We start from the raw sequence: 24,665 nt of genomic DNA on the forward strand, positions 1-24,665 counted from the left end.
TTTTTTCGCCTTTTCGCTGATTTAATCCGTGATTTTCAGCACTTATGCGCGCCAGAGGCAGCTTCCGCCCTTCTTCATCACCAGATCCAGCCGCTCTTCATGGGCCATGTTTTCCGCCTCACTCGCCGATAGCACCACCAGCCCCGAGGCCGGACGCGTAATGCGATGAATAGTGTCGCCGTTGCTTTGCTGCTGCTGATCGCCTTCCATCGAGAACTTCAGCAGCGTCTGGCCACCGGTCATCGCCAGGAACACTTCCGCCAGAATTTCGGAGTCCAGCAGTGCGCCGTGCAGGGTTCGCTTGGTATTATCTATCTCGTAGCGTGAGCAGAGCGCATCAAGGCTGTTACGCTTGCCGGGAAACATTTTGCGCGCCATCGCCAGGCTGTCGGTAATGCGGCAGAAGGTTTCGGTCTTGGGAATATTGCGCCCAAGCTTGGCAAACTCGTAGTCCATAAAGCCGATATCAAACGACGCGTTATGGATCACCAGCTCGGCGCCATCGATGTATTCGAGGAAGCCGTCGGCGATGTCGGCAAAAGTGGGTTTGTCGGCGAGGAATTCATCAGCAATACCGTGAACGCCAAAAGCTTCCGGATCCACCAGCCGATCGGGCTTCAGATAAACATGGTAGTTATTGCCGGTCAGACGGCGGTTTATGACCTCAACGGCACCGATTTCAATGATGCGATGCCCTTCATAGTGCACCCCAATCATGTTCATACCGGTGGTTTCAGTATCGAGTACGATCTGACGCGTTGTATTTACTGTGCTCATAGGACCCGTTTATGTCAGACTTGGCGTTTTTCAGCAGGGAGTCTACCAGAGATGACTAAGCAGGTAGAAATTTTCACCGACGGTTCTTGCCTGGGCAACCCCGGACCGGGCGGTTATGGCGCTATCTTACGCTATGGTAAGCACGAAAAAACCTTCAGCGAAGGCTATTTTTTAACCACCAATAATCGCATGGAGTTGATGGCTGCTATTGTCGCGCTGGAAGCCTTAACGCAGAAGTGTGAAGTGGTGCTCAGCACCGACAGCCAGTATGTTCGCCAGGGCATCACCAGCTGGATCCATAACTGGAAAAAACGCGGCTGGAAAACCACCGATAAGAAACCGGTCAAGAATGTCGATCTGTGGAAGCGGCTGGACAGCGCCCTGAGCCACCATGAGATCAAATGGGAATGGGTCAAAGGTCATGCGGGACACGTCGAAAACGAACAGTGTGACGAGTTAGCCCGCGCGGCCGCAGGCAACCCGACCCAGCAAGATGTGGGCTACACGTCAGAATCCTGATGCCCCTGCCGCGAGCGAAACTGGCTGGTTGCGCCAACCGCCGAGGTGATCCTTCTTTTCGCCGCGGCCCGTTTGGCCGGATTCATGATCAGCGGGAAGGTGCGCTTACGCGCGACAATGATGCTCAGGCAGCCCAGCGCCGGAAAATGCGTGCTGATGACCTTGCCGCCCTGCCGGTTCCACGGCACGACCTGGAACCGCGTGCGCTGAACCACTTCGTAATTCAGCAGGCTCAGCCAGTCCATTAACCTCATCTGCGTAAACATCCGACTGTTCCACGGCACGCGCTTGTGGATGCCCGGGATCAGTTTGCCGATCCCCAGCACGCTAAACGGGTTAAAGCCGCTGATAATGATCCAGCCATCGTCGATCAGTACCCGATCCACTTCCCGCAGAATGCGGTGCGGATCGCTGCTCCAGGCCAGACAATGTGCCAGCAGACAGGCATCAACGGATTTCGATTCAAACGGCAGGCTCATCGGATCCGCCTTGACCTGCAGCCCTTCGCCGCTTAATCCCACGTTAACCTGATGAGAGATGGCGCAGCTTTCGGTGTCGATTTCGGCGCTAAGATGGCCCACTTTTAACAGATGAAAACCGTAGAGTTTGGCGAGGCAAGGCTGGAGATGCTTGTTGAGGGCATCACGATAAAACTCTCCCCATGGGATCTCTGCCCACGAGTCTGGCACCTGACGAATTTGGCGTGTTTTAGCGGGCTTCATGCTTTACCATTCTCTTTCCATTTCAGCCAATAAAAGAGGCGATGATGAATCTTACCAGCATTCCGGCACTTCAGGACAACTACATCTGGACATTAAATAATGAACAGGGCCAGTGCCTGATCGTTGACCCAGGCGAAGCGGCGCCGGTGCTCTCCGTTCTGGCAAAAAACCAGTGGCAGCCCGTGGCGATCTTGCTTACTCATCATCATCACGATCATGTTGGCGGCGTGAAAGAATTGCTGGAGAAATATCCGGGAATGACGGTCTATGGGCCGAATGAAACCGCCGATAAAGGGGCGACATCGATCGTCAGTGAAGGGGATAGCATTACCGTGCTGGATACCGAATTCAGCGTGATCTACACACCCGGTCACACTTTAGGACACATCTCATATTTCAGTCACCCTTACCTTTTCTGCGGCGACACGATGTTCTCAGGCGGTTGCGGTCGTTTATTCGAAGGCACGCCGGAACAAATGTTTGAATCATTTCAGAAGCTTAACGAGCTACCCGCCGATACACTGATATGTTGCGCGCATGAGTATACTTTATCGAATTTAACCTTTGCGCATGCCGTTTTACCGCAGGATGCGAAGATAGAGAGCTATTACCGTGAAATTAAGGAGTTACGCGCGAAAAACGGCGTTTCCGTGCCGACAAAGCTGGAATTAGAGCGACAAATTAATGTTTTTTTAAGAACGCAAGAACCTGATTTACAGAGACTTATAGGGTATGAAACATCTCCACAACATGAGTGGCAAGTATTTGCAACTCTACGCGAGAAGAAAGACCGTTTTTGATTTTTCGGGTTGTGTTGCTATGGGCGAGCAAGTATAGTTGCTCGTCTTTTAAGCGAAGAATGACACACACATGAAGGCTAAAGCGATATTACTCGCCTCGGTCTTGCTGGTGGGTTGCCAGGCGTCAAAGCATGACACCAACATCCCGGAACAGCATGCACAGAGTTTGTCTTCGGCAGGTCAGAATGAAGCAGAGCAGGACACAGATCGGTTGTTATCCCCGCGTTGGCAGGATGATGGAACCCGCGTTACGCAGGATAAAGATTTGTGGAATCTCATCAGTACCGAGCTGAAGATGAAGGTTCCGGATAATGCCCGGATACGCGAACAAAAACAGAAATACTTAAGCAACAAGAGCTATCTCCACGATGTAACATTACGGGCAGAGCCGTATATGTACTGGATTGTCGAGCAGATTAAAGAACGTAAAATGCCGATGGAACTGGTACTACTACCCATAGTGGAGAGCGCTTTTGACCCCCATGCGACCTCAGCCGCCAATGCCGCAGGCATCTGGCAGATTGTACCGCAGACGGGGCGAAACTACGGTCTGAAGCAGAGCCAGTGGTATGACGGACGCCGCGATGTCGTGGCTTCCACTAAGGTTGCGCTGGACATGATGGAACGTCTGAACAAGATGTTTGACGGTGACTGGTTACTGACCATCGCCGCCTATAACAGCGGTGAAGGACGCGTCATGAAAGCGGTAAAAGCCAACAAAGCCCGAGGGAAACCGACGGACTTCTGGCATTTATCTCTGCCACGCGAAACCACGGTCTACGTGCCAAAAATGTTGGCTTTGGGAGATATCCTGAAGAACAACAAGCGTTACGGTTTACGTCTGCCGGCGCCTAACGAAACCCGTGCTCTGGCACGTGTCGATGTGGGCCAACAGATTGAACTGACGCAGGCGGCAGAAATGTCGGGCATGTCACTGAGCAAGCTGAAAAGTTTTAACGCGGGCTACAAACGCGGCACTACGGCACCGAAAGGTGGACCTCAGTACATCATGGTACCGAAGTCGAACGTAGCGCAGCTGCGTAACTCGCTGGCAACAGGCGATATTGCTGCCGTGCAGCCAACAGCGTTGGCGAATAACACGACAGCCGGTTCTTACAAGGTGCGCAACGGCGATACCCTGTCAGGAATTGCAAAACGTCTGAACGTCTCGGTGAAAGACCTGCAGCGCGCAAATAACCTGCGTGGCGCAAGTATCAAACCAGGACAGACCCTGAGCACGGGCGGTAGCGGCAACGCCACCAAACTGGCCGATAATGGCAACAGCATCACCTATAAAGTTCGTAAAGGTGATTCTCTGGCCAGCATTGCTAAAGGGCACGGTGTTGAGATTAAAGATGTGATGCGCTGGAACACCAGTGGCTCACAGAACATCCAGCCAGGCGACAAGCTGACGCTGTTTGTAAGCAACACCAGTACGCCAGACAGTTAAGACTGAGACCGATAAAAAGCCAATCTGCGGATTGGCTTTTTTTATGCCCTGAATTTCCCCTTACTCCCCTTCGCTCCACGTTGTGATCGCCTCGCGGCTTCACGCATCCTTGCTGGTACAACTGTGATCAAGATCCAGTAACCGTCAATCAGCGCTTGTATGGTAGTAATCTCAGTGTCTATGTTATCAACTTGTTTATTTTTTGATCTCTATTTTCGGCATACATAACAAGAAACAGCGTAAAACAGGGCGCGGACCGTTTAATGACGGCTGCAGACAACGATGACATTGAAAGGCACCAGATATGACACTCCCTTCTTCTGAACTGGCTGAACATCAAACGACTCAGGTTAGCGCTGCCGCTGGCGCGCAGGCACCCCGGCGTGGGCTTTTACGCTTCCTGCCGAGAGCCCACCCGCTTTCCTGGTGGATGCTGGTGATCACCACGCTGGCGATCCTGATGAACTCCATCGACAGGATTATTCTGCCGACCCTGCTGCCGGCGATCATGAAATCCTTCAACCTGACCGAAGTGCAGGCTGGCTGGCTCAACTCGTTAAGTTTTGTCGGCACCTTAACCGGCGCCGTGCTTTTCGGGCTGTTCTCGGATTGGGTCGGCACCGGTCACAAACGCTGTTACAGCTGGTGTGTCGCGGTGTTGGTAGAGATTGTCTCGGGTGTCGCTACGGCGTTCTGCAAGTCTCTCGGGGCGTTTCAGGCGCTGAGAGTGGCGATGGGGATGGGCACCGGCGGCTCAGAACCGATTAACGTCGCGCTGCTGGGCGAATGGTGGCAGAAAGAGAACCGTGGATTTGCGATCGGCGTGCACCATACCGGCTTCCCGCTGGGACAGTTTATCGGCCCAATCCTGATCGCTGCCATTCTGGCTTTTGCTACCTGGCGCGAAGCCTTTCTGTTTATCCCGCTGATTGGTCTGGTGATCCTGATTGCCCAGCTGATTATCGGCACCCGCAAAAATCATCAGAAAGTGAATGACTGGATTGTTGAAAACAAACTGACGCCGCCGGTCACCGAATCTCTGCAAAAAACGGTAGAGAACGCCTCTCTCTGGTCCAACGCGGTCTCCTGCCTGAAAAACCGCAACTGCCAGCTGGCGATCCTGCTGATTTTTGGCTTTACCTGGGCCGAGATGGGCATTGCTAACTTCCTGACGTTGCAACTGACCCGCGAAGTGGGACTGGACCTTTCCACCGCAGCGATTATTTCGGGTGCCTCTGGCTTAACCGGATGGATTGGCCAGATCCTGTGGGGCAGCTTCTCAGACGTTAAAGGACGCAAACGCTCGCTGACTTTTATTATTGCTGGCTGGATCCTGGCGGCGGCACTGTGCATGTTTATCCACTCTGCCGCGCTGGGTTGGGCGATCCTGATTTTCTGGGGGCTGTTCCGCAACTCTCCCTATCCCGTTGCCTACGCTTTACTGATTGACTCCTCGCCGCGTGCCGCCGCATCCAGCATGGGACTGATGATTGGCCTCGCCGTCGGCATTGCCGGCATTCTGGTTGCGCCCGTTAGCGGCTGGATCATTCACAGTTATGGCTTCACCGTTCACTATCTGGTGATTGTCGGCGTGCTGCTGCTCTCCTGCGCCCCACTGTGGTTTATCAAAGAAACCGTCAACCTGAATAAGGCCTGATATGACTCACGATCTGCTTAGCGTATTGCGTCAACACCGCCTCATCGAGCTGAACCATCAGTATGAGGAATTCATGCCCGTCTGGCCGACCCACGGCAAGTTTTTCTGTAGCCGCGCGGAGGATTACGCTGCCGGGGACGGCAACTATAACTGCCAGCTAAGCCTGGGAGATCACTGCGGTACGCACGTTGATGCGCCGGTGCATTTTATTGAGGGTGGCAAGACGATTGAACAGGTGGACGTGCAGCAACTGACGGGACGTGGACGCTGCCTGGATATGTCCCATCTGGCGGAAAACGCCGATATCACCCGCGAGATGATCGCCGCATGGGAGGCAGAGCATGGCGAGATTCTGGCTCAGGATATTGTGATTTTTCGCACCGGCTATGATGAGAAATGGCGTTGCCGTCCGCATCAGGCGGCGTTTTTGCAGAACTGGCCGGGACTGTCAGGAGAAGGCGCGCAGTATCTGATAGATAAAGGCGTGACGGTGTTCGGAACGGATGCGATGTCGCTCGATCGCTACAGTAATGAAGCGCATCCCGCGCACCTTGCCGTGTTGGGTGCCGATTGCCTGATTATTGAGAATCTGGCCAATCTGCGAAGCCTGCCGACAGCCTTTATCTTTATGGCGTTGCCGCTACGAATTAAGGGCGCTTCCGCCTCGCCGATTCGGGCCGTGGCACTGGTTGAGTAACAGCCCCTTGCGGGGCCGTTTTGATTCAGGGCTTAAACGCTTCGATAAAGATCACGTCGGTACTGAAGCTGCCATCCGGCTGTTGAGCATAGTAGCGCTGCACTTCTTCAGAAGCAGACTGCTGATAAGCCCGGATGGCATCCGCCATCACCTTCGGCGTGCGCATGCGTTCAATCCAGCTGCTGAACTCCAAATCCAGGCGGTCATGACTGACGGCCGTGATTGCCAGTCCGGCTTCCGTGAACATCGTCAGCCACTCACCAGGATTGTAATCGCGGACGTGGGAGGTATCGCGCAGCGCCTCAACGGTCTGTAACCAGATATCCAGCACGGCATTGCCCGGCGCGTTCACATCCATAAAGATCACTTTACCGCCTGGCTTCAGGATGCGCTTCACTTCGCGCAGCGCCCGTCCGACATCATGCCAGTGGTGAGCTGAATAACGGCTGATAACGATATCAAAGGATTCGTCGGCAAAAGGCAGGTATTCCGCATAGCCCTGCACCGTCGACAGATGCTCATAGCCACGCTCTTTTGCCGCTTCAGCTACCACCGCCAGCATTTTCGCCGAGAGATCGTATGCCACCACGCGCTTAACATGCTGAGCCGCAACATAGCTGGCGTGCCCACCACCACACCCTAAATCGAGTAAATGCGCATCCTTTTCCGCAAACAGACGTTCACCCAGACGCACTAAGTCGCGGCCGCTGGCGTGCACGGCACTGCTCAGATAGGCGCTTGCCTGGTCACCAAACTGTTTGTCGACGTTATCATGATGATGTGTAGCCATATCTCTGTGTTCCTTACTGATTTTTTGGAGTTATGGGCAGAACGTGAGGTCGACCTGCCCGTGACGGCAGGCCAAACATTCCCTAGAGAAGCGCAGGCTTGCCGGGATGGAATTCAACGAGTAGGGGATTGTGATCGGAGGCGCGGGTAACCAGCACGGAGGCTTCAGCCACGCCAAGACCGCGGTAAAACACAAAATCTAACGGACGACCAAAGGCTTTGCGTCGGTGATCGTCGGTAAAGCGCACTTCTTCCAGCCCCATATCGCGGGCGAAGGTATATAACGCATTGATGCGCTGACGGCTCCAGGCGTTAAAGTCACCGGCCATAATCACCGGGCCGCGATGATGAATTATCTGCTCGCCAATCGGCCCCAGCTGTTTGCTGTAAACATCAATCCCCAGACTGAAGTTAACGGCATGGATGTTCACGACCATCAGCATCTGATCGTCAGGCAAGGCATAGGCCGTCACCAGAGCAGATTTAGACAGCCTTAACAAAGGCTCGCGTTCGCGTAACGGGCAGCAATAGACGGGATGCGCAGAAGCCAGCGTCATCACCCCAGATGGATGTTGAGGCAAAGCAAAGGCCGGAACCTGATCGGCGGCCAGATAGTTGGAGGTAGCGAAGCGCACCAGCTCCGGCGTGGTTTGCGCTTCCTGTAACAGCACCAGGTGCGCATCCTTACCAAAATTCTGCAGGACGGAGAGCCAGTCAGCACGCTGCTGTTTGAAGATGTTCCACACCAGCACCCGCAGCGTGGACTCTGTCGTCAGCGGCGTTCCCGGCGGCAAGGCTTTGCCAACGTGCAGCATGGCACCGGGCGGAAAAATGCGTTCCGCTGGTTGTCCCGCTACATATCTCATGGCATACGTCTTTCTTCGCACTCTACCGCCTGGCCTTAGTTACTACTGAATGAACCATTGTGTCATTCAGTTATAGGGGCTTTGGTAGTGAGTTTCAATCGGATCAGACTAATAACTGCTGTTAGTCGGTAAACAAATGATAACAAGGGCCGAGCGTTATCCGGCTTGCTTGCGGTAACGGTTTCCATGGCGCTCGGGATCGGCACATGATTAAATAACAAAATAATTCAAAGTCTCAGCAGAATTTTGCTCAAGGAGCAATAATGAAGGCCAATTCAGAAGAACTGGCAATTTTTGTCGCAGTGGTCGAGAGCGGCAGTTTTAGCCGGGCAGCAGAGCAGCTGGAGATGGCTAACTCTGCCGTCAGTCGGGCTGTCAAAAAGCTGGAAACCAAGTTGGGTGTGGAGTTACTGACCCGAACCACAAGACAGGTCAATCTCACTCAGGAAGGCGAAGTCTATTTTCGCCGGGTCCAGTCGGTGCTACAGGAGATGGCTGCGGCTGAAAACGAGCTGATGGAAAGCCGACAGATACCGCAAGGACTGTTGCGGATCGATGCGGCCACGCCGGTCGTGCTGCATCTGCTGATGCCGATGATCAAGCCTTACCGGGAGCGCTATCCGGAAGTCACGCTTTCGCTGGTGTCTTCTGAGACCTTTATTAATTTGATTGAGCGGAAGGTGGATATCGCCATCCGGGCAGGTAACCTGACTGACTCCAGTCTGCGGGCTCGCCCTCTTTTTACCAGCTACCGTAAAATTGTTGCCAGTCCCGGCTACTTGCAGCAGCACGGTATCCCGCACTCTTGTCAGGATCTCGCCGGGCATGTCTGCATGGGATTTGTCGAACCTCTGAGTCTGAACCGCTGGCCGATAGCAAAAGCCGACGGGCAGCTTTACGACATCACGGCGGATCCCACCTCTAACAGTGGCGAAACCATCAAGCAACTCTGCCTGAGCGGCAACGGCATTGCCTGCCTGTCAGACTTTATGATTGACCGTGAGATCAGAGAGGGAACCCTGGTGGAATTACTGGCTGATAAGATCCTGCCCATCGAAATGCCGTTTAACGCGGTGTATTACAGTGACCGGGCGGTGAGTACGCGCATCCGTTCATTTATCGATTTTCTCGATGAGTGGGTGAAAGCAGCGCTCCCAGGGACACGGGAAGCGCCGTAAAGCCAGAGTGAAGATTTAATCCCAGTCTGGTGCCAGACCTTCAGGGCTGACCAGACGTTCAGCACGATCCAGTTTGGCGATCTTCGCCCGATCCTCAGTATCCAGCTTCAGATCCCTTGCTGCCATGTTGCTTTGCAGATTCGCACGTTGAGTGGAGGAAGGGATCACCGCATACCCTTCCTGCATAGCCCATGCCAGCACTACCTGAGCGGCTGTCGCCTGATGCTTAGCGGCAATCTCAATTATCACCGGTTCCTGCAAGGCTTTACCATACGCCAGCGTCATATAGGAGGTGATGTGGATCCCCTTCTCACGGGCAAAATCCACCACCTTGCGGTTCTGCAGGAAAGGATGGAGTTCGATTTGGTTGGTAGCAATCGGCTTAACCCCGACCGCATCAATCGCCTGCTGCATCAGCTCTGTGGTGAAATTGGAGATACCAATCTGGCGGGTCAGCCCGGCTTCTTTCGCCGCAACCAGCGCCTTCATGGTTTCCGCGACCGTTACCGCCGCACCTGGCGATGGCCAGTGAATCAAGGTCAGATCGACGTAATCAGTGCGTAACTTGCTCAGGCTCTCTTTCAGGCTGGGGATCAAGGCGTCGGCACTGAGGTTTTCTACCCAAATCTTGGTGGTGATAAACAGCTGGTCGCGCGCCACACCGCTTTCAGCGATCGCCTGCCCTACTGCAGCTTCATTACCATAAATTTGGGCGGTATCAATGACGCGATAGCCGAGATCCAGTGCGTTTTTCACGGATGCGATTACCACGTCATCTTGCAGGCGGAAGGTGCCCAAACCGAATGCTGGAAGTGTCATAAATCCTCTGTTGTTACTGTTATTGGTTAAGTTGCGAGGAGTATGACAGAGGAATTATTGACGAAAAAACCGCTAACAATCACAACACTTTTGCCCTGTGAGCAACAATAGCCAAATAACAGACACAAAAAAGCCCTGAGTCTTATGACTCAGGGCTTCATGTTTAAGTGGCGGAACGGACGGGGCTCGAACCCGCGACCCCCTGCGTGACAGGCAGGTATTCTAACCAACTGAACTACCGCTCCACCGATTCTGTACTGAATTCAGAATGTTGCTTCTGATATCAGGTGTTTCGCCCTTTCCGTGTCACTGGAAAGGTCATGACCATAAATGGTCTGAATTGATGCCTGGCAGTTCCCTACTCTCGCATGGGGAGACCCCACACTACCATCGGCGCTACGGCGTTTCACTTCTGAGTTCGGCATGGGGTCAGGTGGGACCACCGCGCTAAAGCCGCCAGGCAAATCTGTTACCGAGTTATCGGTTAATTACTGGTGCTGATACCCAGAGTCGAACTGGGGACCTCACCCTTACCAAGGGTGCGCTCTACCAACTGAGCCATATCAGCACGCTTATTTCTTGCAACAAGCGGGTTACTCACGCTTATTGGTCTAAATTGATGCCTGGCAGTTCCCTACTCTCGCATGGGGAGACCCCACACTACCATCGGCGCTACGGCGTTTCACTTCTGAGTTCGGCATGGGGTCAGGTGGGACCACCGCGCTAAAGCCGCCAGGCAAATTCTGTGCTCTGTCCTGTGTATTTCGCTCCGTGGCCGCGTTGGCCGCGCTTGTAAACTCAGTCACATACCTCAGTATGCTCCTTCCTTCACGGCGCTTGCCGCCTTGCCACAAAGCAAAATCCCACGGACCGGGGTCCGCAGAACAGATAATTCTTTATCCGGTTCAAGCTGAAAATATCTGTTCGTGTCTCTCAGACACCACCAGAACGCTTCTGGTGTTGTAAGGTTAAGCCTCACGGGTCATTAGTACCGGTTAGCTCAACGCATCGCTGCGCTTACACACCCGGCCTATCAACGTCGTAGTCTTCAACGTCCCTTCAGGGGCCTTAAAGGCCCAGGGAAGATTCATCTCGAGGCAAGTTTCGCGCTTAGATGCTTTCAGCGCTTATCTTTTCCGCACTTAGCTACCGGGCAATGCCATTGGCATGACAACCCGAACACCAGTGGTGCGTTCACTCCGGTCCTCTCGTACTAGGAGCAACCCCTCTCAATCTTCCAGCGCCCACGGCAGATAGGGACCGAACTGTCTCACGACGTTCTAAACCCAGCTCGCGTACCACTTTAAACGGCGAACAGCCGTACCCTTGGGACCTACTTCAGCCCCAGGATGTGATGAGCCGACATCGAGGTGCCAAACACCGCCGTCGATATGAACTCTTGGGCGGTATCAGCCTGTTATCCCCGGAGTACCTTTTATCCGTTGAGCGATGGCCCTTCCATTCAGAACCACCGGATCACTATGACCTGCTTTCGCACCTGCTCGAGCCGTCACTCTCGCAGTCAAGCTAGCTTATGCCATTGCACTAACCTCACGATGTCCGACCGTGATTAGCTAACCTTCGTGCTCCTCCGTTACTCTTTAGGAGGAGACCGCCCCAGTCAAACTACCCACCAGACACTGTCCCCACGCCGGATTACGGCGCCAGGTTAGAACATCAAACGTTAAAGGGTGGTATTTCAAGGTTGGCTCCACGCAGACTGGCGTCCACGCTTCAAAGCCTCCCACCTATCCTACACATCAAGGTTCAATATTCAGTGTCAAGCTATAGTAAAGGTTCACGGGGTCTTTCCGTCTTGCCGCGGGTACACTGCATCTTCACAGCGAGTTCAATTTCACTGAGTCTCGGGTGGAGACAGCCTGGCCATCATTACGCCATTCGTGCAGGTCGGAACTTACCCGACAAGGAATTTCGCTACCTTAGGACCGTTATAGTTACGGCCGCCGTTTACCGGGGCTTCGATCAAGAGCTTCTCCTTGCGGATAACCCCATCAATTAACCTTCCGGCACCGGGCAGGCGTCACACCGTATACGTCCACTTTCGTGTTTGCACAGTGCTGTGTTTTTAATAAACAGTTGCAGCCAGCTGGTATCTTCGACTGGCTTCAGCTCCGGGAGCAAGTCCCTTCACCTACGCGCCAGCGTGCCTTCTCCCGAAGTTACGGCACCATTTTGCCTAGTTCCTTCACCCGAGTTCTCTCAAGCGCCTTGGTATTCTCTACCTGACCACCTGTGTCGGTTTGGGGTACGATTCCGTGTTACCTGATGCTTAGAGGCTTTTCCTGGAAGCAGGGCATTTGTTACTTCAGCACCGTAGTGCCTCGTCATCACACCTCAGCGTTAAAAAGAGTCCGGATTTACCTAAACTCTCCGCCTACATGCTTAAACCGGGACAACCGTCGCCCGGCTAACATAGCCTTCTCCGTCCCCCCTTCGCAGTAACACCGAGTACAGGAATATTAACCTGTTTCCCATCGACTACGCCTTTCGGCCTCGCCTTAGGGGTCGACTCACCCTGCCCCGATTAACGTTGGACAGGAACCCTTGGTCTTCCGGCGAGCGGGCTTTTCACCCGCTTTATCGTTACTTATGTCAGCATTCGCACTTCTGATACCTCCAGCAGACCTCACAGTCCACCTTCGACGGCTTACAGAACGCTCCCCTACCCAACAACGCATAAGCGTCGCTGCCGCAGCTTCGGTGCATGGTTTAGCCCCGTTACATCTTCCGCGCAGGCCGACTCGACCAGTGAGCTATTACGCTTTCTTTAAATGATGGCTGCTTCTAAGCCAACATCCTGGCTGTCTGTGCCTTCCCACATCGTTTCCCACTTAACCATGACTTTGGGACCTTAGCTGGCGGTCTGGGTTGTTTCCCTCTTCACGACGGACGTTAGCACCCGCCGTGTGTCTCCCGTGATAACATTCTTCGGTATTCGCAGTTTGCATCGGGTTGGTAAGCCGGGATGGCCCCCTAGCCGAAACAGTGCTCTACCCCCGAAGATGAGTTCACGAGGCGCTACCTAAATAGCTTTCGGGGAGAACCAGCTATCTCCCGGTTTGATTGGCCTTTCACCCCCAGCCACAAGTCATCCGCTAATTTTTCAACATTAGTCGGTTCGGTCCTCCAGTTAGTGTTACCCAACCTTCAACCTGCCCATGGCTAGATCACCGGGTTTCGGGTCTATACCCTGCAACTTAACGCCCAGTTAAGACTCGGTTTCCCTTCGGCTCCCCTATACGGTTAACCTTGCTACAGAATATAAGTCGCTGACCCATTATACAAAAGGTACGCAGTCACACCACGAAGGTGCTCCCACTGCTTGTACGTACACGGTTTCAGGTTCTGTTTCACTCCCCTCGCCGGGGTTCTTTTCGCCTTTCCCTCACGGTACTGGTTCACTATCGGTCAGTCAGGAGTATTTAGCCTTGGAGGATGGTCCCCCCATATTCAGACAGGATGTCACGTGTCCCGCCCTACTCATCGAACTCACAGCAAGTGCATTTTTGTGTACGGGAGTATCACCCTGTACCCTGCGACTTTCCAGACGCTTCCACTAATGCACAAACTGATTCAGGTTCTGGGCTGTTCCCCGTTCGCTCGCCGCTACTGGGGGAATCTCGGTTGATTTCTTTTCCTCTGGGTACTTAGATGTTTCAGTTCCCCAGGTTCGCCTTGCAACACTATGTATTCATGTTGCAATGATGCACCAAAGTGCACCGGGTTTCCCCATTCGGGTATCGTCGGTTATTACGGTTCATATCACCTTACCGACGCTTATCGCAGATTAGCACGCCCTTCATCGCCTCTGACTGCCTAGGCATCCACCGTGTACGCTTAGTCACTTAACCTCACAACCCACAAGCGTCCCGAAAGACACATTGCTGTTGTAAGCATTTGAGAGACTCGAACATATCGTTGATTTCATTCTTATTACGGAGAATGAAAACGACATGTCGTTTCAATTTTCAGCTTGTTCCGGATTGTTAAAGAGCATAATACTTCGCAGCACACCGTTGCCGGTACGCTCTGAAGTATTGTCAGAAAACTGCATGGTGGAGCTAAGCGGGATCGAACCGCTGACCTCCTGCGTGCAAGGCAGGCGCTCTCCCAGCTGAGCTATAGCCCCATACAGTTACTGCAGAGACCATCTACTACCACTCAACGTGAGTTCATCAGCCACCGTCAGGCGACAAATGTTAATTTTTGCTCAGGCAAGGCATGTTTTCGCGCCGCATAGTTCACTATGCGAGCCGGAAACATAACGCAGCATGAGTAAAAATTTGGTAGGCCTGAGTGGACTTGAACCACCGACCTCACCCTTATCAGGGGTGCGCTCTAACCACCTGAGCTACAAGCCTGTAGAGGTTTTTTCTGCTCGTTACTTTTCTATCAGACAATCTGTTGTGGACACTACGCGGGAAAGTATCTTCAGGTAAGGAGGTGATCCAACCGCAGGTTCCCCTACGGTTACCTTGTTACGACTTCACCCCAGTCATGAATCACAAAGTGGTAAGCGCCCTCCCGAAGGTTAAGCTACCTACTTCTTTTGCAACCCACTCCCATGGTGTGACGGGCGGTGTGTACAAGGCCCGGGAACGTATTCACCGTAGCATTCTGATCTACGATTACTAGCGATTCCGACTTCACGGAGTCGAGTTGCAGACTCCGATCCGGACTACGACGCACTTTGTGAGGTCCGCTTGCTCTCGCGAGTTCGCTTCTCTTTGTATGCGCCATTGTAGCACGTGTGTAGCCCTGGCCGTAAGGGCCATGATGACTTGACGTCATCCCCACCTTCCTCCGGTTTGTCACCGGCAGTCTCCTTTGAGTTCCCGACATTACTCGCTGGCAACAAAGGATAAGGGTTGCGCTCGTTGCGGGACTTAACCCAACATTTCACAACACGAGCTGACGACAGCCATGCAGCACCTGTCTCACGGTTCCCGAAGGCACTAAGGCATCTCTGCCGAATTCCGTGGATGTCAAGGCCAGGTAAGGTTCTTCGCGTTGCATCGAATTAAACCACATGCTCCACCGCTTGTGCGGGCCCCCGTCAATTCATTTGAGTTTTAACCTTGCGGCCGTACTCCCCAGGCGGTCGACTTAACGCGTTAGCTCCGGAAGCCACGCCTCAAGGGCACAACCTCCAAGTCGACATCGTTTACGGCGTGGACTACCAGGGTATCTAATCCTGTTTGCTCCCCACGCTTTCGCACCTGAGCGTCAGTCTTTGTCCAGGGGGCCGCCTTCGCCACCGGTATTCCTCCAGATCTCTACGCATTTCACCGCTACACCTGGAATTCTACCCCCCTCTACAAGACTCTAGCCTGCCAGTTTCAAATGCAGTTCCCAGGTTAAGCCCGGGGATTTCACATCTGACTTGACAGACCGCCTGCGTGCGCTTTACGCCCAGTAATTCCGATTAACGCTTGCACCCTCCGTATTACCGCGGCTGCTGGCACGGAGTTAGCCGGTGCTTCTTCTGCGGGTAACGTCAATCGACAAGGTTATTAACCTTATCGCCTTCCTCCCCGCTGAAAGTACTTTACAACCCGAAGGCCTTCTTCATACACGCGGCATGGCTGCATCAGGCTTGCGCCCATTGTGCAATATTCCCCACTGCTGCCTCCCGTAGGAGTCTGGACCGTGTCTCAGTTCCAGTGTGGCTGGTCATCCTCTCAGACCAGCTAGGGATCGTCGCCTAGGTGAGCCATTACCCCACCTACTAGCTAATCCCATCTGGGCACATCCGATGGTGTGAGGCCCGAAGGTCCCCCACTTTGGTCCGAAGACGTTATGCGGTATTAGCTACCGTTTCCAGTAGTTATCCCCCTCCATCAGGCAGTTTCCCAGACATTACTCACCCGTCCGCCACTCGTCACCCAAGAGCAAGCTCTCTGTGCTACCGTTCGACTTGCATGTGTTAGGCCTGCCGCCAGCGTTCAATCTGAGCCATGATCAAACTCTTCAATTAAAAGTTCGATTTGCTGAAACAAGTTCAGCGGTGCTCAAGTGTAAAACGTCATAATGAATTTCATTATGTGTTCACTCTTAAGGCTTGATATTTTTTTGCGCCTTGCGGCGCTGATATCAATCCTGCGAGTGCCCACACAGATTGTCTGATAAATTGTTAAAGAGCGTTGCGGTAAGTGCCTTGGCGCCTTACTGCGAGGTGGCGTATATTACGCTTTCCTCTTTCAGAGTCAACCCCTTAAATCAGGATTTTTCTCTTCATCTTTCAGCATACTGAGCGTTTGCTCGTTGCCGTTCGATGGAGGCGCATTATAGGGATACGCCGCGGGAAGGCAAGCGTAAATCTGAACTTTTTTACCGTTCGATGAAACTTCACTCAGAACGCTGCTTTTTAGCCCTGTTTGATGCGTGCAGGCAGGTCTGCAAGGCTATTAATCACCCAGTCAGCTGCTTTTTCACCCTCTTCGGTAATCGGCTTGCCGCTACGAACTAATACCTTTATTCCTACACCGGCGGCTTTACCTGCCAGCATGTCATCAATTTTGTCGCCAACCATATAAGAAGCGGCCATATCGATGTTCAGTTCTTTCTGCGCGGATAACAGCATGCCGGGTTCTGGCTTACGGCAATCACACTGCTGGCGATACTCTTCTATTACACCTTCCGGATGATGCGGGCAGAAATAGATGCCATCCAGGTCAACGTCACGATCGGCGAGCGACCAGTCCATCCATTCAGTGAGCTGCATAAAGGTGTCTTCGGAAAAGATGCCGCGCGCAATACCGGACTGGTTCGTCACCATTACCAGTGCGTAACCCATCTTCTTCAGTTCCTGCATCGCCTCAATGGCACCGTCTATAAACTGAAAGTTGTCGATCTCATGGACGTAGCCATGATCCTCATTCATCGTGCCATCACGATCGAGAAATATGGCGGGGACTTTGTCTGTCACGTAGAAACTCCTGCTACTAAAGTTGCCGTAGAGTATCGCATGATTGCGCTAACGGTGAGAATGGCAGATTGAATGACTTTGATTGATTTAGACGTCTGGATGCCTTAACATCCACTCGCATTTCGCCCAAGGGCGATGCACTCAATACACGCCACGGATAACTGCACTACGATAATAAAATGATAAAACTTAACTCTATCACCAAAGTGTTCCAGCAGGGCACACGCACCATTACAGCGCTGTCTGATGTCAGCCTGCACGTGCCGGCCGGACAAATTTATGGCGTTATTGGCGCATCGGGCGCAGGGAAAAGTACCCTGATCCGCTGCGTGAATCTGCTTGAACGCCCAACGTCCGGCACTGTGCTGGTCGACGGTCAGGACCTAACCGGCCTTTCTGAAACTCAGCTGACCCAGGCCCGTCGCCAGATTGGCATGATCTTCCAGCACTTCAACCTGATGAACTCCCGTACCGTTGCAGGGAACGTTGCCCTGCCGCTGGAGTTAGGCAAGCTTTCCCGCAGCGAAATCAACGCCCGCGTAAAAGAGCTGCTGGAGCTGGTTGGCCTGGCGGACAAACACGATTCCTGGCCGGCTAACCTGTCTGGCGGGCAGAAGCAGCGCGTGGCGATTGCCCGTGCGCTGGCCACCAATCCGAAGGTTCTGTTGTGTGATGAAGCCACCAGCGCACTGGACCCGGCAACCACGCGTTCAATCCTCGAATTGTTGAAGGACATTAACCGGCGTCTGGGGATCACCATTTTGCTGATCACCCATGAGATGGATGTCGTGAAGCGCATCTGCGATCAGGTTGCGGTGATCAGTAACGGTGAACTGATTGAGCAGGACACGGTAAGTGAAGTGTTCTCTCATCCGAAGACGCCGCTGGCACAGCAATTTATCCAGTCGACGCTGCATCTGGATATCCCGGAAGACTACAGCGCCCGTCTGTCCGCAGACAACACTCCTGAGAGCGTGCCTTTATTACGCCTGGAATTCACCGGTCAGTCTGTCGATGCGCCACTGCTTTCCGAGTCGGCCCGCCGCTTCAACGTGAATAACAATATTATCAGTGCCCAGATGGATTACGCCGGTGGTGTGAAGTTTGGCATCATGCTGACCGAAATGCATGGCACCGAAGCCGATACTCAGGCGGCTATTACGTTCCTGAAAGAGCATCATGTAAAGGTAGAGGTATTAGGTTATGTCTGAAGCGATGATTATGCTTCTTTGCCGGGGCGTCTGGGAGACGCTGGTCATGACGTTTGTCTCTGGCTTCTTCGGTTTTGTTATTGGCCTGCCGCTTGGCGTTCTTTTATATGTCACTCGCCCAGGTCAGATTATTGAAAGCCGTTCACTGTATCGCTCACTGTCAGCGCTGGTGAATATCTTCCGTGCGATACCCTTCATTATCCTGCTGGTTTGGATGATCCCGTTCACCCGAATGATTGTCGGCACCTCTATTGGCCTGCAGGCGGCGATTGTGCCACTGACGATTGGCGCGGCACCCTTTATTGCCCGTATGGTTGAGAACACGCTGCTGGAACTGCCTACCGGCTTGATCGAGGCTTCCCGCGCGATGGGCGCCACGCCGTTCCAGATCGTGAAGAAAGTTCTGCTACCTGAAGCACTGCCCGGCTTAATTAATGCCGCTACCATTACGCTGATTACTCTGGTTGGCTATTCCGCAATGGGCGGTGCCGTTGGCGCCGGCGGTCTGGGCCAGATTGGTATTCAGTACGGTTATATCGGCTATAACGCTACGGTGATGAACACGGTATTAGTGTTGTTAGTTGTTCTTGTGTATTTGATTCAGTTCTGTGGCGACCGCATTGCACGTGTAGTCACCCATAAATAACCAACTGTTCTTAGATTAAGGAAGGGATATGTCTTTTAACTTTAAAACATTTGCCGCTGTGGGCGCGCTGATTGGTACATTGGCGCTGGTTGGTTGCGATCAGAAAGCGAAAGATCCAAACCACATTAAGGTCGGCGTGATTGTTGGCGCAGAACAGCAGGTTGCTGAAGTGGCCAAGCAGGTCGCGAAAGATAAATACGGCCTGGATGTTGAGCTGGTGACCTTTAACGATTACGTGCTGCCGAACGAAGCGCTGAGCAAAGGCGACATTGATGTTAACGCCTTCCAGCACAAACCTTACCTGGATCAGCAGATCAAGGATCGTGGTTACAAGCTGACGCCGGTTGGCAACACCTTCGTTTACCCAATCGCGGGCTACTCCAAGAAGATCAAATCTCTGGATGAGCTGCAGAACGGTGCGCAGGTTGCTATCCCTAACGATCCAACCAACCTGGGCCGTTCACTGCTGCTGCTGCAGAAAGTGGGCCTGATCAAACTGAAAGAAGGCACCGGCTTGCTGCCAACCTCTCTGGATGTGGTTGAGAATCCTAAGAACATCAAACTGGTTGAACTGGAAGCTCCACAGCTGCCACGTTCACTGGACGATCAGCAGATCGCGCTGGCGGTGATTAACACCACTTACGCCAGCCAGATCAACCTGACCCCGGAAAAAGACGGCATCTTCGTAGAAGATAAAGACTCTCCTTACGTGAACATGATTGTGGCGCGTGAAGATAATAAAGACGCAGAAAACGTGAAGAAATTCGTTCAGGCTTACCAGTCTGACGAAGTGAGCGCTGCGGCTAACAAGATTTTCAATGGTGGTGCAGTTAAAGGCTGGTAAGCCGGGCGGTGGCGGAGATCGCCGCCGATCCAGCGTGACTCAGTACAAAGCGGGCTTTTGCCCGCTTTTTGCCTTTTTAAGCGCTTGTTATTTCCCTGAAGGCTTGTTTCAATAACGCCACTTTTACCGAACCTGAGGATAATCCCATGCGTGTTTTACCGCTCTGTTTGTTAGCCCTTTCGCTGACAGGGTGTTCGTTGATGCATAAACCTTATAAGCCCGTCGAACCCTTTAAGCAGACTACGCAGACTCAGCCTGAACGCAGCAAACCGCAAACGCGGCCCGCGCCGGTAAAACTCTATACCAATGCCAGCGACCTGGTGAGTAAACCATTCCGCGATCTTGGTGAAGTTTATGGCGATGATTGTCAGGCAACGATGCAAAGCTCGCCACCGAACCTCAACACCGCGCGCAAAAGAATGCAGATCCGTGCTTCTGCGATGAAAGCCAATGCGGTGCTGGTCCATCAGTGTGAAATCGTCAGCAATGCACCAGGCTGCTACCGCCAGGCCGTTTGCCAGGGTTCAGCGTTGAAAGTCTCCAATCAATGAGTGCATTTTCCTTCCAGCAAATCGCAACGGTTCATTCCCCCTGGAAGGAGAAGTTTGCCGTTCCCCGCCAGCCCGGCCTGATTGAGGATGGCGGCGGAGAACTTCATCTGCACGCGCCTTATAATCAGCCCGAAGCCGTGCGCGGCCTGGAAGCCTTCAGCCATCTGTGGCTGCTGTTTGTCTTTCACCAGACGATGGAAGGCGGCTGGCGACCGACGGTTCGCCCTCCCCGGCTTGGCGGGAATGCGCGTATGGGAGTCTTTGCGACCCGTTCCACCTTCCGGCCCAATCCCATCGGCATGTCGCTGGTTGAGTTAAAAGGCATTCGTACCGATAAAGGCCAGGTGATTCTCGAACTGGGCAGTCTGGATCTGGTTGATGGTACGCCCGTCGTCGATATCAAACCCTACCTGCCTTTTGCCGAGTCGATTCCTGAGGCCCAGGCCGGATTTGCGCAAATGGCCCCTGAAGCCGCCATGTCAGTGACCTTTTCGCCGCTGGCGCAGCAACAGCTTGCTTTACACCGCGCGCAATATCCTCATCTCGAACGCTTTATTCAGCAGGTTCTGGCGCAGGATCCGCGTCCGGCTTACCGTAAAGGCGAAGAGCCCGAACGTGAATACGCGGCCTGGCTGCTGGATTTCAACGTTCGCTGGTGCGTAAACGCAGCGGGAACCGTGGTGATTGCGCTCGATCCTCGTTAATTTATTCCCCTGCATCTTTTGAGTCATCGGCCACGCTGGTACACTAGCCGCCAGAATTTTTTTGGCTCTGCTTACTTCGAATAGCTTTCCGCTTAATGGAATCGTAACTCATGCGTACTACTCAATATCTGCTCTCCACCTTAAAGGAGACGCCAGCCGACGCTGAAGTGATCAGCCACCAGCTGATGCTGCGTGCCGGGATGATCCGCAAACTGGCCTCAGGTTTATACACTTGGCTGCCAACCGGTCTGCGCGTACTGAAAAAAGTTGAAAACATCGTGCGTGAAGAGATGAACAACGCCGGTGCGATTGAGATCTCCATGCCGGTCGTTCAGCCCGCTGATTTATGGCAGGAGAGTGGACGCTGGGAGCAATATGGTCCTGAGCTGCTGCGTTTTGTCGATCGTGGCGATCGTCCGTTCGTTCTCGGTCCAACGCATGAAGAAGTGGTCACCGATCTGATCCGTAACGAGCTGAGCTCTTACAAGCAGCTGCCGCTGAACGTGTTCCAGATCCAGACCAAATTCCGTGACGAAGTTCGCCCACGATTTGGCGTGATGCGCTCCCGTGAGTTCATCATGAAAGATGCATACTCTTTCCATGCGTCACAGGAATCGTTGCAGGCCACCTACGATGATATGTACCGCGCCTACAGCCAGAGCTTCAAGCGTATGGGTCTGGACTTCCGTGCCGTGCAGGCGGATACCGGTTCTATCGGCGGCAGCGCTTCGCATGAATTCCAGGTGCTGGCGCAGAGCGGTGAAGATGATGTGATCTTCTCGACCGAATCTGACTATGCGGCCAACATTGAGTTTGCCGAAGCCGTGGCGCCAGCGGGCGGCCGTGCTGATGCTAAACAAGCGATGCAGGAAATCGACACGCCAAACGCGAAAACCATCGCCGAGCTGGTTGAGCAGTTCAACCTGCCGGTCGAGAAAACCGTGAAAACGCTGATGGTGAAAGCGACCAAAGAGAGTGGCCATACGCTGGTTGCTCTGCTGGTTCGTGGCGACCACGCGCTGAACGAAATCAAAGCTGAGAAGCTGGATATCATTGACGCGCCGCTGACTTTCGCCACCGAAGAAGAGATCCGTGCGCTGGTTGGTGCCGGTCCGGGTTCACTGGGTCCTGTTGGTCTGAACATGCCCATCATCATTGACCGCACGGTCGCCGTGATGAGTGACTTCTCTGCCGGTGCCAACGTTGATGGTAAGCACTTTACCGGCATCAACTGGCAGCGCGATCTGCCACTGCCACGTGTAGAAGACATCCGCAACGTGGTGGAAGGCGATGCCAGCCCGGACGGGAAAGGTACGCTGCAGATCAAACGCGGCATTGAAGTGGGCCATATCTTCCAGCTGGGAACCAAGTACTCGGAAGCGATGAAGGCCTCAGTGCAGGGTGAAGATGGACGCAATCAGATCCTGACCATGGGCTGCTACGGCATTGGTATTACCCGTATTGTGGCGGCATCCATTGAGCAGAACCACGATGAACGCGGCATTATCTGGCCTGCAGCGCTGGCACCTTTCCAGGTCGCCATCCTGCCGATGAACATGCACAAATCCTTCCGGGTGAAAGAGCTGGCAGAAGAGCTGTATGCTCAGTTACGCGCGAAAGGCATCGACGTGATTCTGGACGATCGTAAAGAGCGTCCTGGCGTGATGTTTGCGGATATGGAGCTGATTGGTGTGCCACATACGATCGTGATCGGCGACCGTAACCTCGACAGCGAAGAAGTTGAGTACAAATCCCGCCGTGAAGGCGAGAAGCGGATGATCAAAACCGGCGAAATCCTTGATTTCCTGGTCAGCGAGATCAACGGCTAGTCAGACCGCGGGCCGGATAATCCCTTATCCGGCCCGCAATGCGCTTCACCCCAGTTCCTGCCACATCGTTGCCTTGTGCAACGCGCGTTCAAAACCAGGCTTACTCTGCTCCACGCATTTTTCCACGCAGCGATTTGGTGGTTGCCTTACGCGACTTGCCTTCCAGCCGGCGTTTTTTCGATGCCAGCGTAGGCCGCGTCGCTCGCCGGGTCTTTTCGACCACCGTCAGCTCCTGAATCAAATTCTCCAGTCGCTTCAGCGCCGCTTCGCGGTTCATTTCCTGGCTGCGGTATTCCTGCGCCTTGATGATCACTACGCCTTCCGGGGTAATCAAATGGTGGCTGACCGCCATCAGTCGCTCTTTATAAAACTCAGGCAGGCTGGAGGCACGGATATCAAAGCGCAGATGGATCGCCGTCGAACTTTTATTGACGTTTTGTCCGCCGTTTCCCTGAGCCCTGATCGCCGTTAGTTCCAGCTCACTGCCAGGGATGGTGACGTTGCGTGACAGAATAATCATGCGCGTTTGCCGTTAACCAACCAGTCAGTGAAGCGCAGCTCCAGGTGGTTTTGGTCGTCAGAAAGCCAGATCGTGCCGTCCTGAATCGTTGCCTGCAGCGTCATCGAGCGTGATGCCAGTTTGATCAACGCACTCAGCTGCTCATCGTCGATAAAACGAATGGTCAGATTATCCTGCTGTGCCAGTTTGCTCTGGTTTTGTTGCCACCAGATCTGTGCTGCACGTCCGTTATAGGTATACAACACCACGCTGGCAGAACGATTACAGGCTCTTTTCACCCTTCTCTCTTCCGGCAGGCCCAAATCAACCCACAGCTCAATGCCGTTGTGGTCGTTCATCAGCCAGATTTCTGGCTCATCTTCCGCGCTCAAGCCGCGGGTAAAGACCAGACGTTCGTGCGCGTTCACCAGCCAGGCAAGCAGCCGCAGCATCAAACGCTCTTCGGTTTCCGAAGGATGACGAGCCAGCGTGAGGTTGCTGTCGATAAAAACATTTCTGTCCATATCCGCAACGTTGACCGTTGCTTTATAAATGGTCGCTTTAAGTGCCATGGGGTTCCTTATCGTTATTGGCTGCTATTGTAACCCGTTGACACAGCAAATCACTCGCCGGTGGGCTGATTTCACGCAAAAGCCTGTGTTATAGTCGTGAAATAGCCAGAGAAAACTCTGAGTGAGGTGCAAATGCAAAAGTATTGTGAATTAGTTCGCCGCAAGTATGCCCAGATAGGCAGCGGCGATCTGGGATACGTGCCAGACGCATTAGGTTGCGTACTGAAAGCACTTGACGAGGTAGCGGCAAATACTGAGCTACACTCTTCCATCAGGGAACAGGCAGCTTTTGCTGCTGCAAACTTATTGGTGAGCGATTATGTTGACGAATGAAGCCTACAAACCGATAAACTGCGACGATTACGACAACCTTGAACTCGCCTGCCAGAACAGCTGGACGCTGGCGCTGGAAATGAAAGATGGTGAAAAGCTGAAGGCGAAAGCCACAGATATGGTGTCACGAAAGAATGTGGAATATCTGGCTATCGATCTTTCTGGTGAAGTCCGCGAGCTGAGACTGGATCACATTTCCAGCTTCAGTCATCCCGATTTGGGCACTGTAGTGGTCAGCGAATCTGATTAAACC

At 53.4% G+C, this 24,665-nt stretch carries 22 protein-coding genes, 4 tRNA genes and 4 rRNA genes; 14 read left to right on the top strand and 16 right to left on the bottom strand.

Annotation, left to right across the window (positions count from 1 at the left end; all coding sequences use genetic code 11):
• Positions 1-42: 42 nt before the first annotated feature.
• Positions 43-777, bottom strand: a complete 735-nt coding sequence (gene dnaQ, locus ACXKZG_RS18045) for a DNA polymerase III subunit epsilon (RefSeq protein ID WP_013200883.1) — start codon at positions 775-777, stop codon at positions 43-45.
• 51 nt (positions 778-828) lie between these two features.
• Here dnaQ and rnhA point away from each other — a divergent pair, with 51 nt between their 5' ends.
• Entirely contained in the window at positions 829-1,296 is a 468-nt protein-coding gene (gene rnhA, locus ACXKZG_RS18050) for a ribonuclease HI (RefSeq protein ID WP_041691914.1), read from the top strand.
• Here rnhA and ACXKZG_RS18055 read toward each other — a convergent pair.
• The gene (locus ACXKZG_RS18055) at positions 1,278-2,018 is read right to left on the bottom strand and encodes a class I SAM-dependent methyltransferase (protein WP_013200882.1); all 741 of its coding nucleotides are present in this window, start codon (positions 2,016-2,018) and stop codon (positions 1,278-1,280) included. The genes rnhA and ACXKZG_RS18055 overlap by 19 nt on opposite strands.
• Before the next feature lie 44 nt (positions 2,019-2,062).
• Between ACXKZG_RS18055 and gloB the strand changes: the two genes are divergently transcribed.
• From gloB to ACXKZG_RS18075, 4 genes are all read left to right on the top strand, one after another.
• Positions 2,063-2,818, top strand: a complete 756-nt coding sequence (gene gloB / locus ACXKZG_RS18060; protein ID WP_488876283.1) for a hydroxyacylglutathione hydrolase — start codon at positions 2,063-2,065, stop codon at positions 2,816-2,818.
• A gap of 70 nt (positions 2,819-2,888) precedes the next feature.
• Positions 2,889-4,268 (top strand): murein transglycosylase D, encoded by a 1,380-nt coding sequence (gene mltD, locus ACXKZG_RS18065; protein WP_013200880.1) that lies wholly within the window; start codon positions 2,889-2,891, stop codon positions 4,266-4,268.
• A 304-nt stretch (positions 4,269-4,572) separates the two neighbouring features.
• On the top strand, positions 4,573-5,925 hold the full coding sequence (locus ACXKZG_RS18070) for an MFS transporter (RefSeq protein ID WP_346565603.1): 1,353 nt from the start codon (positions 4,573-4,575) through the stop codon (positions 5,923-5,925).
• 1 nt (position 5,926) lies between these two features.
• Positions 5,927-6,622: a cyclase family protein gene (locus ACXKZG_RS18075; protein ID WP_346565601.1), complete on the top strand. Its 696-nt coding sequence runs from the start codon at positions 5,927-5,929 to the stop codon at positions 6,620-6,622.
• 25 nt (positions 6,623-6,647) lie between these two features.
• Here the strand turns inward: ACXKZG_RS18075 and ACXKZG_RS18080 are convergent, their stop codons facing one another.
• The gene (locus ACXKZG_RS18080) at positions 6,648-7,412 is read right to left on the bottom strand and encodes a class I SAM-dependent methyltransferase (RefSeq protein WP_346565600.1); all 765 of its coding nucleotides are present in this window, start codon (positions 7,410-7,412) and stop codon (positions 6,648-6,650) included.
• Positions 7,413-7,494: 82 nt separating this feature from the next.
• Positions 7,495-8,298 carry an endonuclease/exonuclease/phosphatase family protein gene (locus ACXKZG_RS18085; RefSeq protein WP_151038196.1) on the bottom strand — a complete coding sequence of 268 codons (804 nt, stop codon included), beginning with the start codon at positions 8,296-8,298 and terminating at the stop codon, positions 7,495-7,497.
• A gap of 242 nt (positions 8,299-8,540) precedes the next feature.
• On the opposite strand from ACXKZG_RS18085, the gene yafC reads away from it, so the two are divergent.
• Positions 8,541-9,455 carry a DNA-binding transcriptional regulator YafC gene (yafC, locus tag ACXKZG_RS18090; protein WP_488875235.1) on the top strand — a complete coding sequence of 305 codons (915 nt, stop codon included), beginning with the start codon at positions 8,541-8,543 and terminating at the stop codon, positions 9,453-9,455.
• A gap of 15 nt (positions 9,456-9,470) precedes the next feature.
• Here yafC and dkgB read toward each other — a convergent pair whose 3' ends face one another.
• The 10 genes from dkgB to gmhB form a co-directional block, all read right to left on the bottom strand.
• Entirely contained in the window at positions 9,471-10,274 is an 804-nt protein-coding gene (gene dkgB / locus ACXKZG_RS18095) for a 2,5-didehydrogluconate reductase DkgB (RefSeq protein ID WP_488875236.1), read from the bottom strand.
• Positions 10,275-10,442: 168 nt separating this feature from the next.
• Positions 10,443-10,519: transfer RNA gene (locus ACXKZG_RS18100), tRNA-Asp, on the bottom strand.
• Between the two features lie 100 nt (positions 10,520-10,619).
• Positions 10,620-10,735 (bottom strand): 5S ribosomal RNA (gene rrf / locus ACXKZG_RS18105).
• A gap of 31 nt (positions 10,736-10,766) precedes the next feature.
• A tRNA-Thr gene (locus ACXKZG_RS18110) sits at positions 10,767-10,842 on the bottom strand.
• Between the two features lie 53 nt (positions 10,843-10,895).
• Positions 10,896-11,011 (bottom strand): 5S ribosomal RNA (gene rrf, locus ACXKZG_RS18115).
• Between the two features lie 227 nt (positions 11,012-11,238).
• Positions 11,239-14,146 (bottom strand): 23S ribosomal RNA (locus tag ACXKZG_RS18120).
• Positions 14,147-14,348: 202 nt separating this feature from the next.
• Positions 14,349-14,424: transfer RNA gene (locus tag ACXKZG_RS18125), tRNA-Ala, on the bottom strand.
• 155 nt (positions 14,425-14,579) lie between these two features.
• A tRNA-Ile gene (locus ACXKZG_RS18130) sits at positions 14,580-14,656 on the bottom strand.
• Between the two features lie 75 nt (positions 14,657-14,731).
• Positions 14,732-16,272: ribosomal RNA gene (locus ACXKZG_RS18135) — 16S ribosomal RNA — on the bottom strand.
• The 16S, 23S and 5S rRNA genes sit together here with 4 tRNA genes alongside, the layout of an rRNA operon.
• A gap of 390 nt (positions 16,273-16,662) precedes the next feature.
• Positions 16,663-17,223 (bottom strand): D-glycero-beta-D-manno-heptose 1,7-bisphosphate 7-phosphatase, encoded by a 561-nt coding sequence (gene gmhB / locus ACXKZG_RS18140; protein ID WP_013200873.1) that lies wholly within the window; start codon positions 17,221-17,223, stop codon positions 16,663-16,665.
• Positions 17,224-17,402: 179 nt separating this feature from the next.
• On the opposite strand from gmhB, the gene metN reads away from it, so the two are divergent.
• The 6 genes from metN to proS all read left to right on the top strand — a co-directional run bounded on the left by metN (position 17,403) and on the right by proS (position 23,008).
• Positions 17,403-18,434: a methionine ABC transporter ATP-binding protein MetN gene (gene metN / locus ACXKZG_RS18145; RefSeq protein WP_013200872.1), complete on the top strand. Its 1,032-nt coding sequence runs from the start codon at positions 17,403-17,405 to the stop codon at positions 18,432-18,434.
• Complete coding sequence (locus ACXKZG_RS18150; protein ID WP_013200871.1) at positions 18,427-19,080, top strand: methionine ABC transporter permease MetI; 654 nt, start codon at positions 18,427-18,429, stop codon at positions 19,078-19,080. Before metN ends, ACXKZG_RS18150 begins: the two co-directional genes overlap by 8 nt.
• A gap of 28 nt (positions 19,081-19,108) precedes the next feature.
• Positions 19,109-19,924, top strand: a complete 816-nt coding sequence (locus tag ACXKZG_RS18155) for a MetQ/NlpA family lipoprotein (protein ID WP_013200870.1) — start codon at positions 19,109-19,111, stop codon at positions 19,922-19,924.
• Positions 19,925-20,070: 146 nt separating this feature from the next.
• Positions 20,071-20,475 carry an Rcs stress response system protein RcsF gene (gene rcsF, locus ACXKZG_RS18160; RefSeq protein ID WP_013200869.1) on the top strand — a complete coding sequence of 135 codons (405 nt, stop codon included), beginning with the start codon at positions 20,071-20,073 and terminating at the stop codon, positions 20,473-20,475.
• Positions 20,472-21,179 (top strand): tRNA (N6-threonylcarbamoyladenosine(37)-N6)-methyltransferase TrmO, encoded by a 708-nt coding sequence (gene tsaA / locus ACXKZG_RS18165; protein ID WP_134823511.1) that lies wholly within the window; start codon positions 20,472-20,474, stop codon positions 21,177-21,179. The genes rcsF and tsaA overlap by 4 nt, the downstream gene beginning before the upstream one ends.
• Positions 21,180-21,289: 110 nt before the next feature.
• Positions 21,290-23,008 carry a proline--tRNA ligase gene (proS, locus tag ACXKZG_RS18170; protein ID WP_013200867.1) on the top strand — a complete coding sequence of 573 codons (1,719 nt, stop codon included), beginning with the start codon at positions 21,290-21,292 and terminating at the stop codon, positions 23,006-23,008.
• Positions 23,009-23,108: 100 nt separating this feature from the next.
• Here the strand turns inward: proS and arfB are convergent, their stop codons facing one another.
• Together arfB and ACXKZG_RS18180 are read right to left on the bottom strand one after the other, a co-directional pair.
• Positions 23,109-23,528 carry an alternative ribosome rescue aminoacyl-tRNA hydrolase ArfB gene (gene arfB, locus ACXKZG_RS18175; protein ID WP_488875237.1) on the bottom strand — a complete coding sequence of 140 codons (420 nt, stop codon included), beginning with the start codon at positions 23,526-23,528 and terminating at the stop codon, positions 23,109-23,111.
• Positions 23,525-24,079, bottom strand: coding sequence for a YaeQ family protein (locus tag ACXKZG_RS18180; RefSeq protein WP_013200865.1), 555 nt, complete (start codon positions 24,077-24,079; stop codon positions 23,525-23,527). The genes arfB and ACXKZG_RS18180 overlap by 4 nt, the downstream gene beginning before the upstream one ends.
• 132 nt (positions 24,080-24,211) lie before the next feature.
• Between ACXKZG_RS18180 and ACXKZG_RS18185 the strand changes: the two genes are divergently transcribed.
• Together ACXKZG_RS18185 and rof are read left to right on the top strand one after the other, a co-directional pair.
• The gene (locus tag ACXKZG_RS18185; RefSeq protein WP_071822098.1) at positions 24,212-24,412 is read left to right on the top strand and encodes a YaeP family protein; all 201 of its coding nucleotides are present in this window, start codon (positions 24,212-24,214) and stop codon (positions 24,410-24,412) included.
• The gene (gene rof / locus ACXKZG_RS18190; protein WP_013200864.1) at positions 24,399-24,662 is read left to right on the top strand and encodes a Rho-binding antiterminator; all 264 of its coding nucleotides are present in this window, start codon (positions 24,399-24,401) and stop codon (positions 24,660-24,662) included. The genes ACXKZG_RS18185 and rof overlap by 14 nt, the downstream gene beginning before the upstream one ends.
• Positions 24,663-24,665 lie beyond the last annotated feature (3 nt).

It is taken from the genome of Erwinia sp. 2186, from assembly GCF_057812255.1.

Coding starts and splice junctions, on each gene's coding strand:
- ACXKZG_RS18185 (WP_071822098.1), top strand. CDS start 24,212: ATGCAAAAGTATTGTGAATTAGTTCGCCGCAAGTATGCCCAGATAGGC.
- yafC (WP_488875235.1), top strand. CDS start 8,541: ATGAAGGCCAATTCAGAAGAACTGGCAATTTTTGTCGCAGTGGTCGAG.
- tsaA (WP_134823511.1), top strand. CDS start 20,472: ATGAGTGCATTTTCCTTCCAGCAAATCGCAACGGTTCATTCCCCCTGG.
- proS (WP_013200867.1), top strand. CDS start 21,290: ATGCGTACTACTCAATATCTGCTCTCCACCTTAAAGGAGACGCCAGCC.
- mltD (WP_013200880.1), top strand. CDS start 2,889: ATGAAGGCTAAAGCGATATTACTCGCCTCGGTCTTGCTGGTGGGTTGC.
- ACXKZG_RS18080 (WP_346565600.1), bottom strand. CDS start 7,412: ATGGCTACACATCATCATGATAACGTCGACAAACAGTTTGGTGACCAG.
- ACXKZG_RS18150 (WP_013200871.1), top strand. CDS start 18,427: ATGTCTGAAGCGATGATTATGCTTCTTTGCCGGGGCGTCTGGGAGACG.
- gloB (WP_488876283.1), top strand. CDS start 2,063: ATGAATCTTACCAGCATTCCGGCACTTCAGGACAACTACATCTGGACA.
- ACXKZG_RS18055 (WP_013200882.1), bottom strand. CDS start 2,018: ATGAAGCCCGCTAAAACACGCCAAATTCGTCAGGTGCCAGACTCGTGG.
- rof (WP_013200864.1), top strand. CDS start 24,399: ATGTTGACGAATGAAGCCTACAAACCGATAAACTGCGACGATTACGAC.
- rnhA (WP_041691914.1), top strand. CDS start 829: ATGACTAAGCAGGTAGAAATTTTCACCGACGGTTCTTGCCTGGGCAAC.
- ACXKZG_RS18155 (WP_013200870.1), top strand. CDS start 19,109: ATGTCTTTTAACTTTAAAACATTTGCCGCTGTGGGCGCGCTGATTGGT.
- ACXKZG_RS18075 (WP_346565601.1), top strand. CDS start 5,927: ATGACTCACGATCTGCTTAGCGTATTGCGTCAACACCGCCTCATCGAG.
- ACXKZG_RS18070 (WP_346565603.1), top strand. CDS start 4,573: ATGACACTCCCTTCTTCTGAACTGGCTGAACATCAAACGACTCAGGTT.
- dnaQ (WP_013200883.1), bottom strand. CDS start 777: ATGAGCACAGTAAATACAACGCGTCAGATCGTACTCGATACTGAAACC.
- dkgB (WP_488875236.1), bottom strand. CDS start 10,274: ATGACACTTCCAGCATTCGGTTTGGGCACCTTCCGCCTGCAAGATGAC.
- arfB (WP_488875237.1), bottom strand. CDS start 23,528: ATGATTATTCTGTCACGCAACGTCACCATCCCTGGCAGTGAGCTGGAA.
- ACXKZG_RS18180 (WP_013200865.1), bottom strand. CDS start 24,079: ATGGCACTTAAAGCGACCATTTATAAAGCAACGGTCAACGTTGCGGAT.
- rcsF (WP_013200869.1), top strand. CDS start 20,071: ATGCGTGTTTTACCGCTCTGTTTGTTAGCCCTTTCGCTGACAGGGTGT.
- metN (WP_013200872.1), top strand. CDS start 17,403: ATGATAAAACTTAACTCTATCACCAAAGTGTTCCAGCAGGGCACACGC.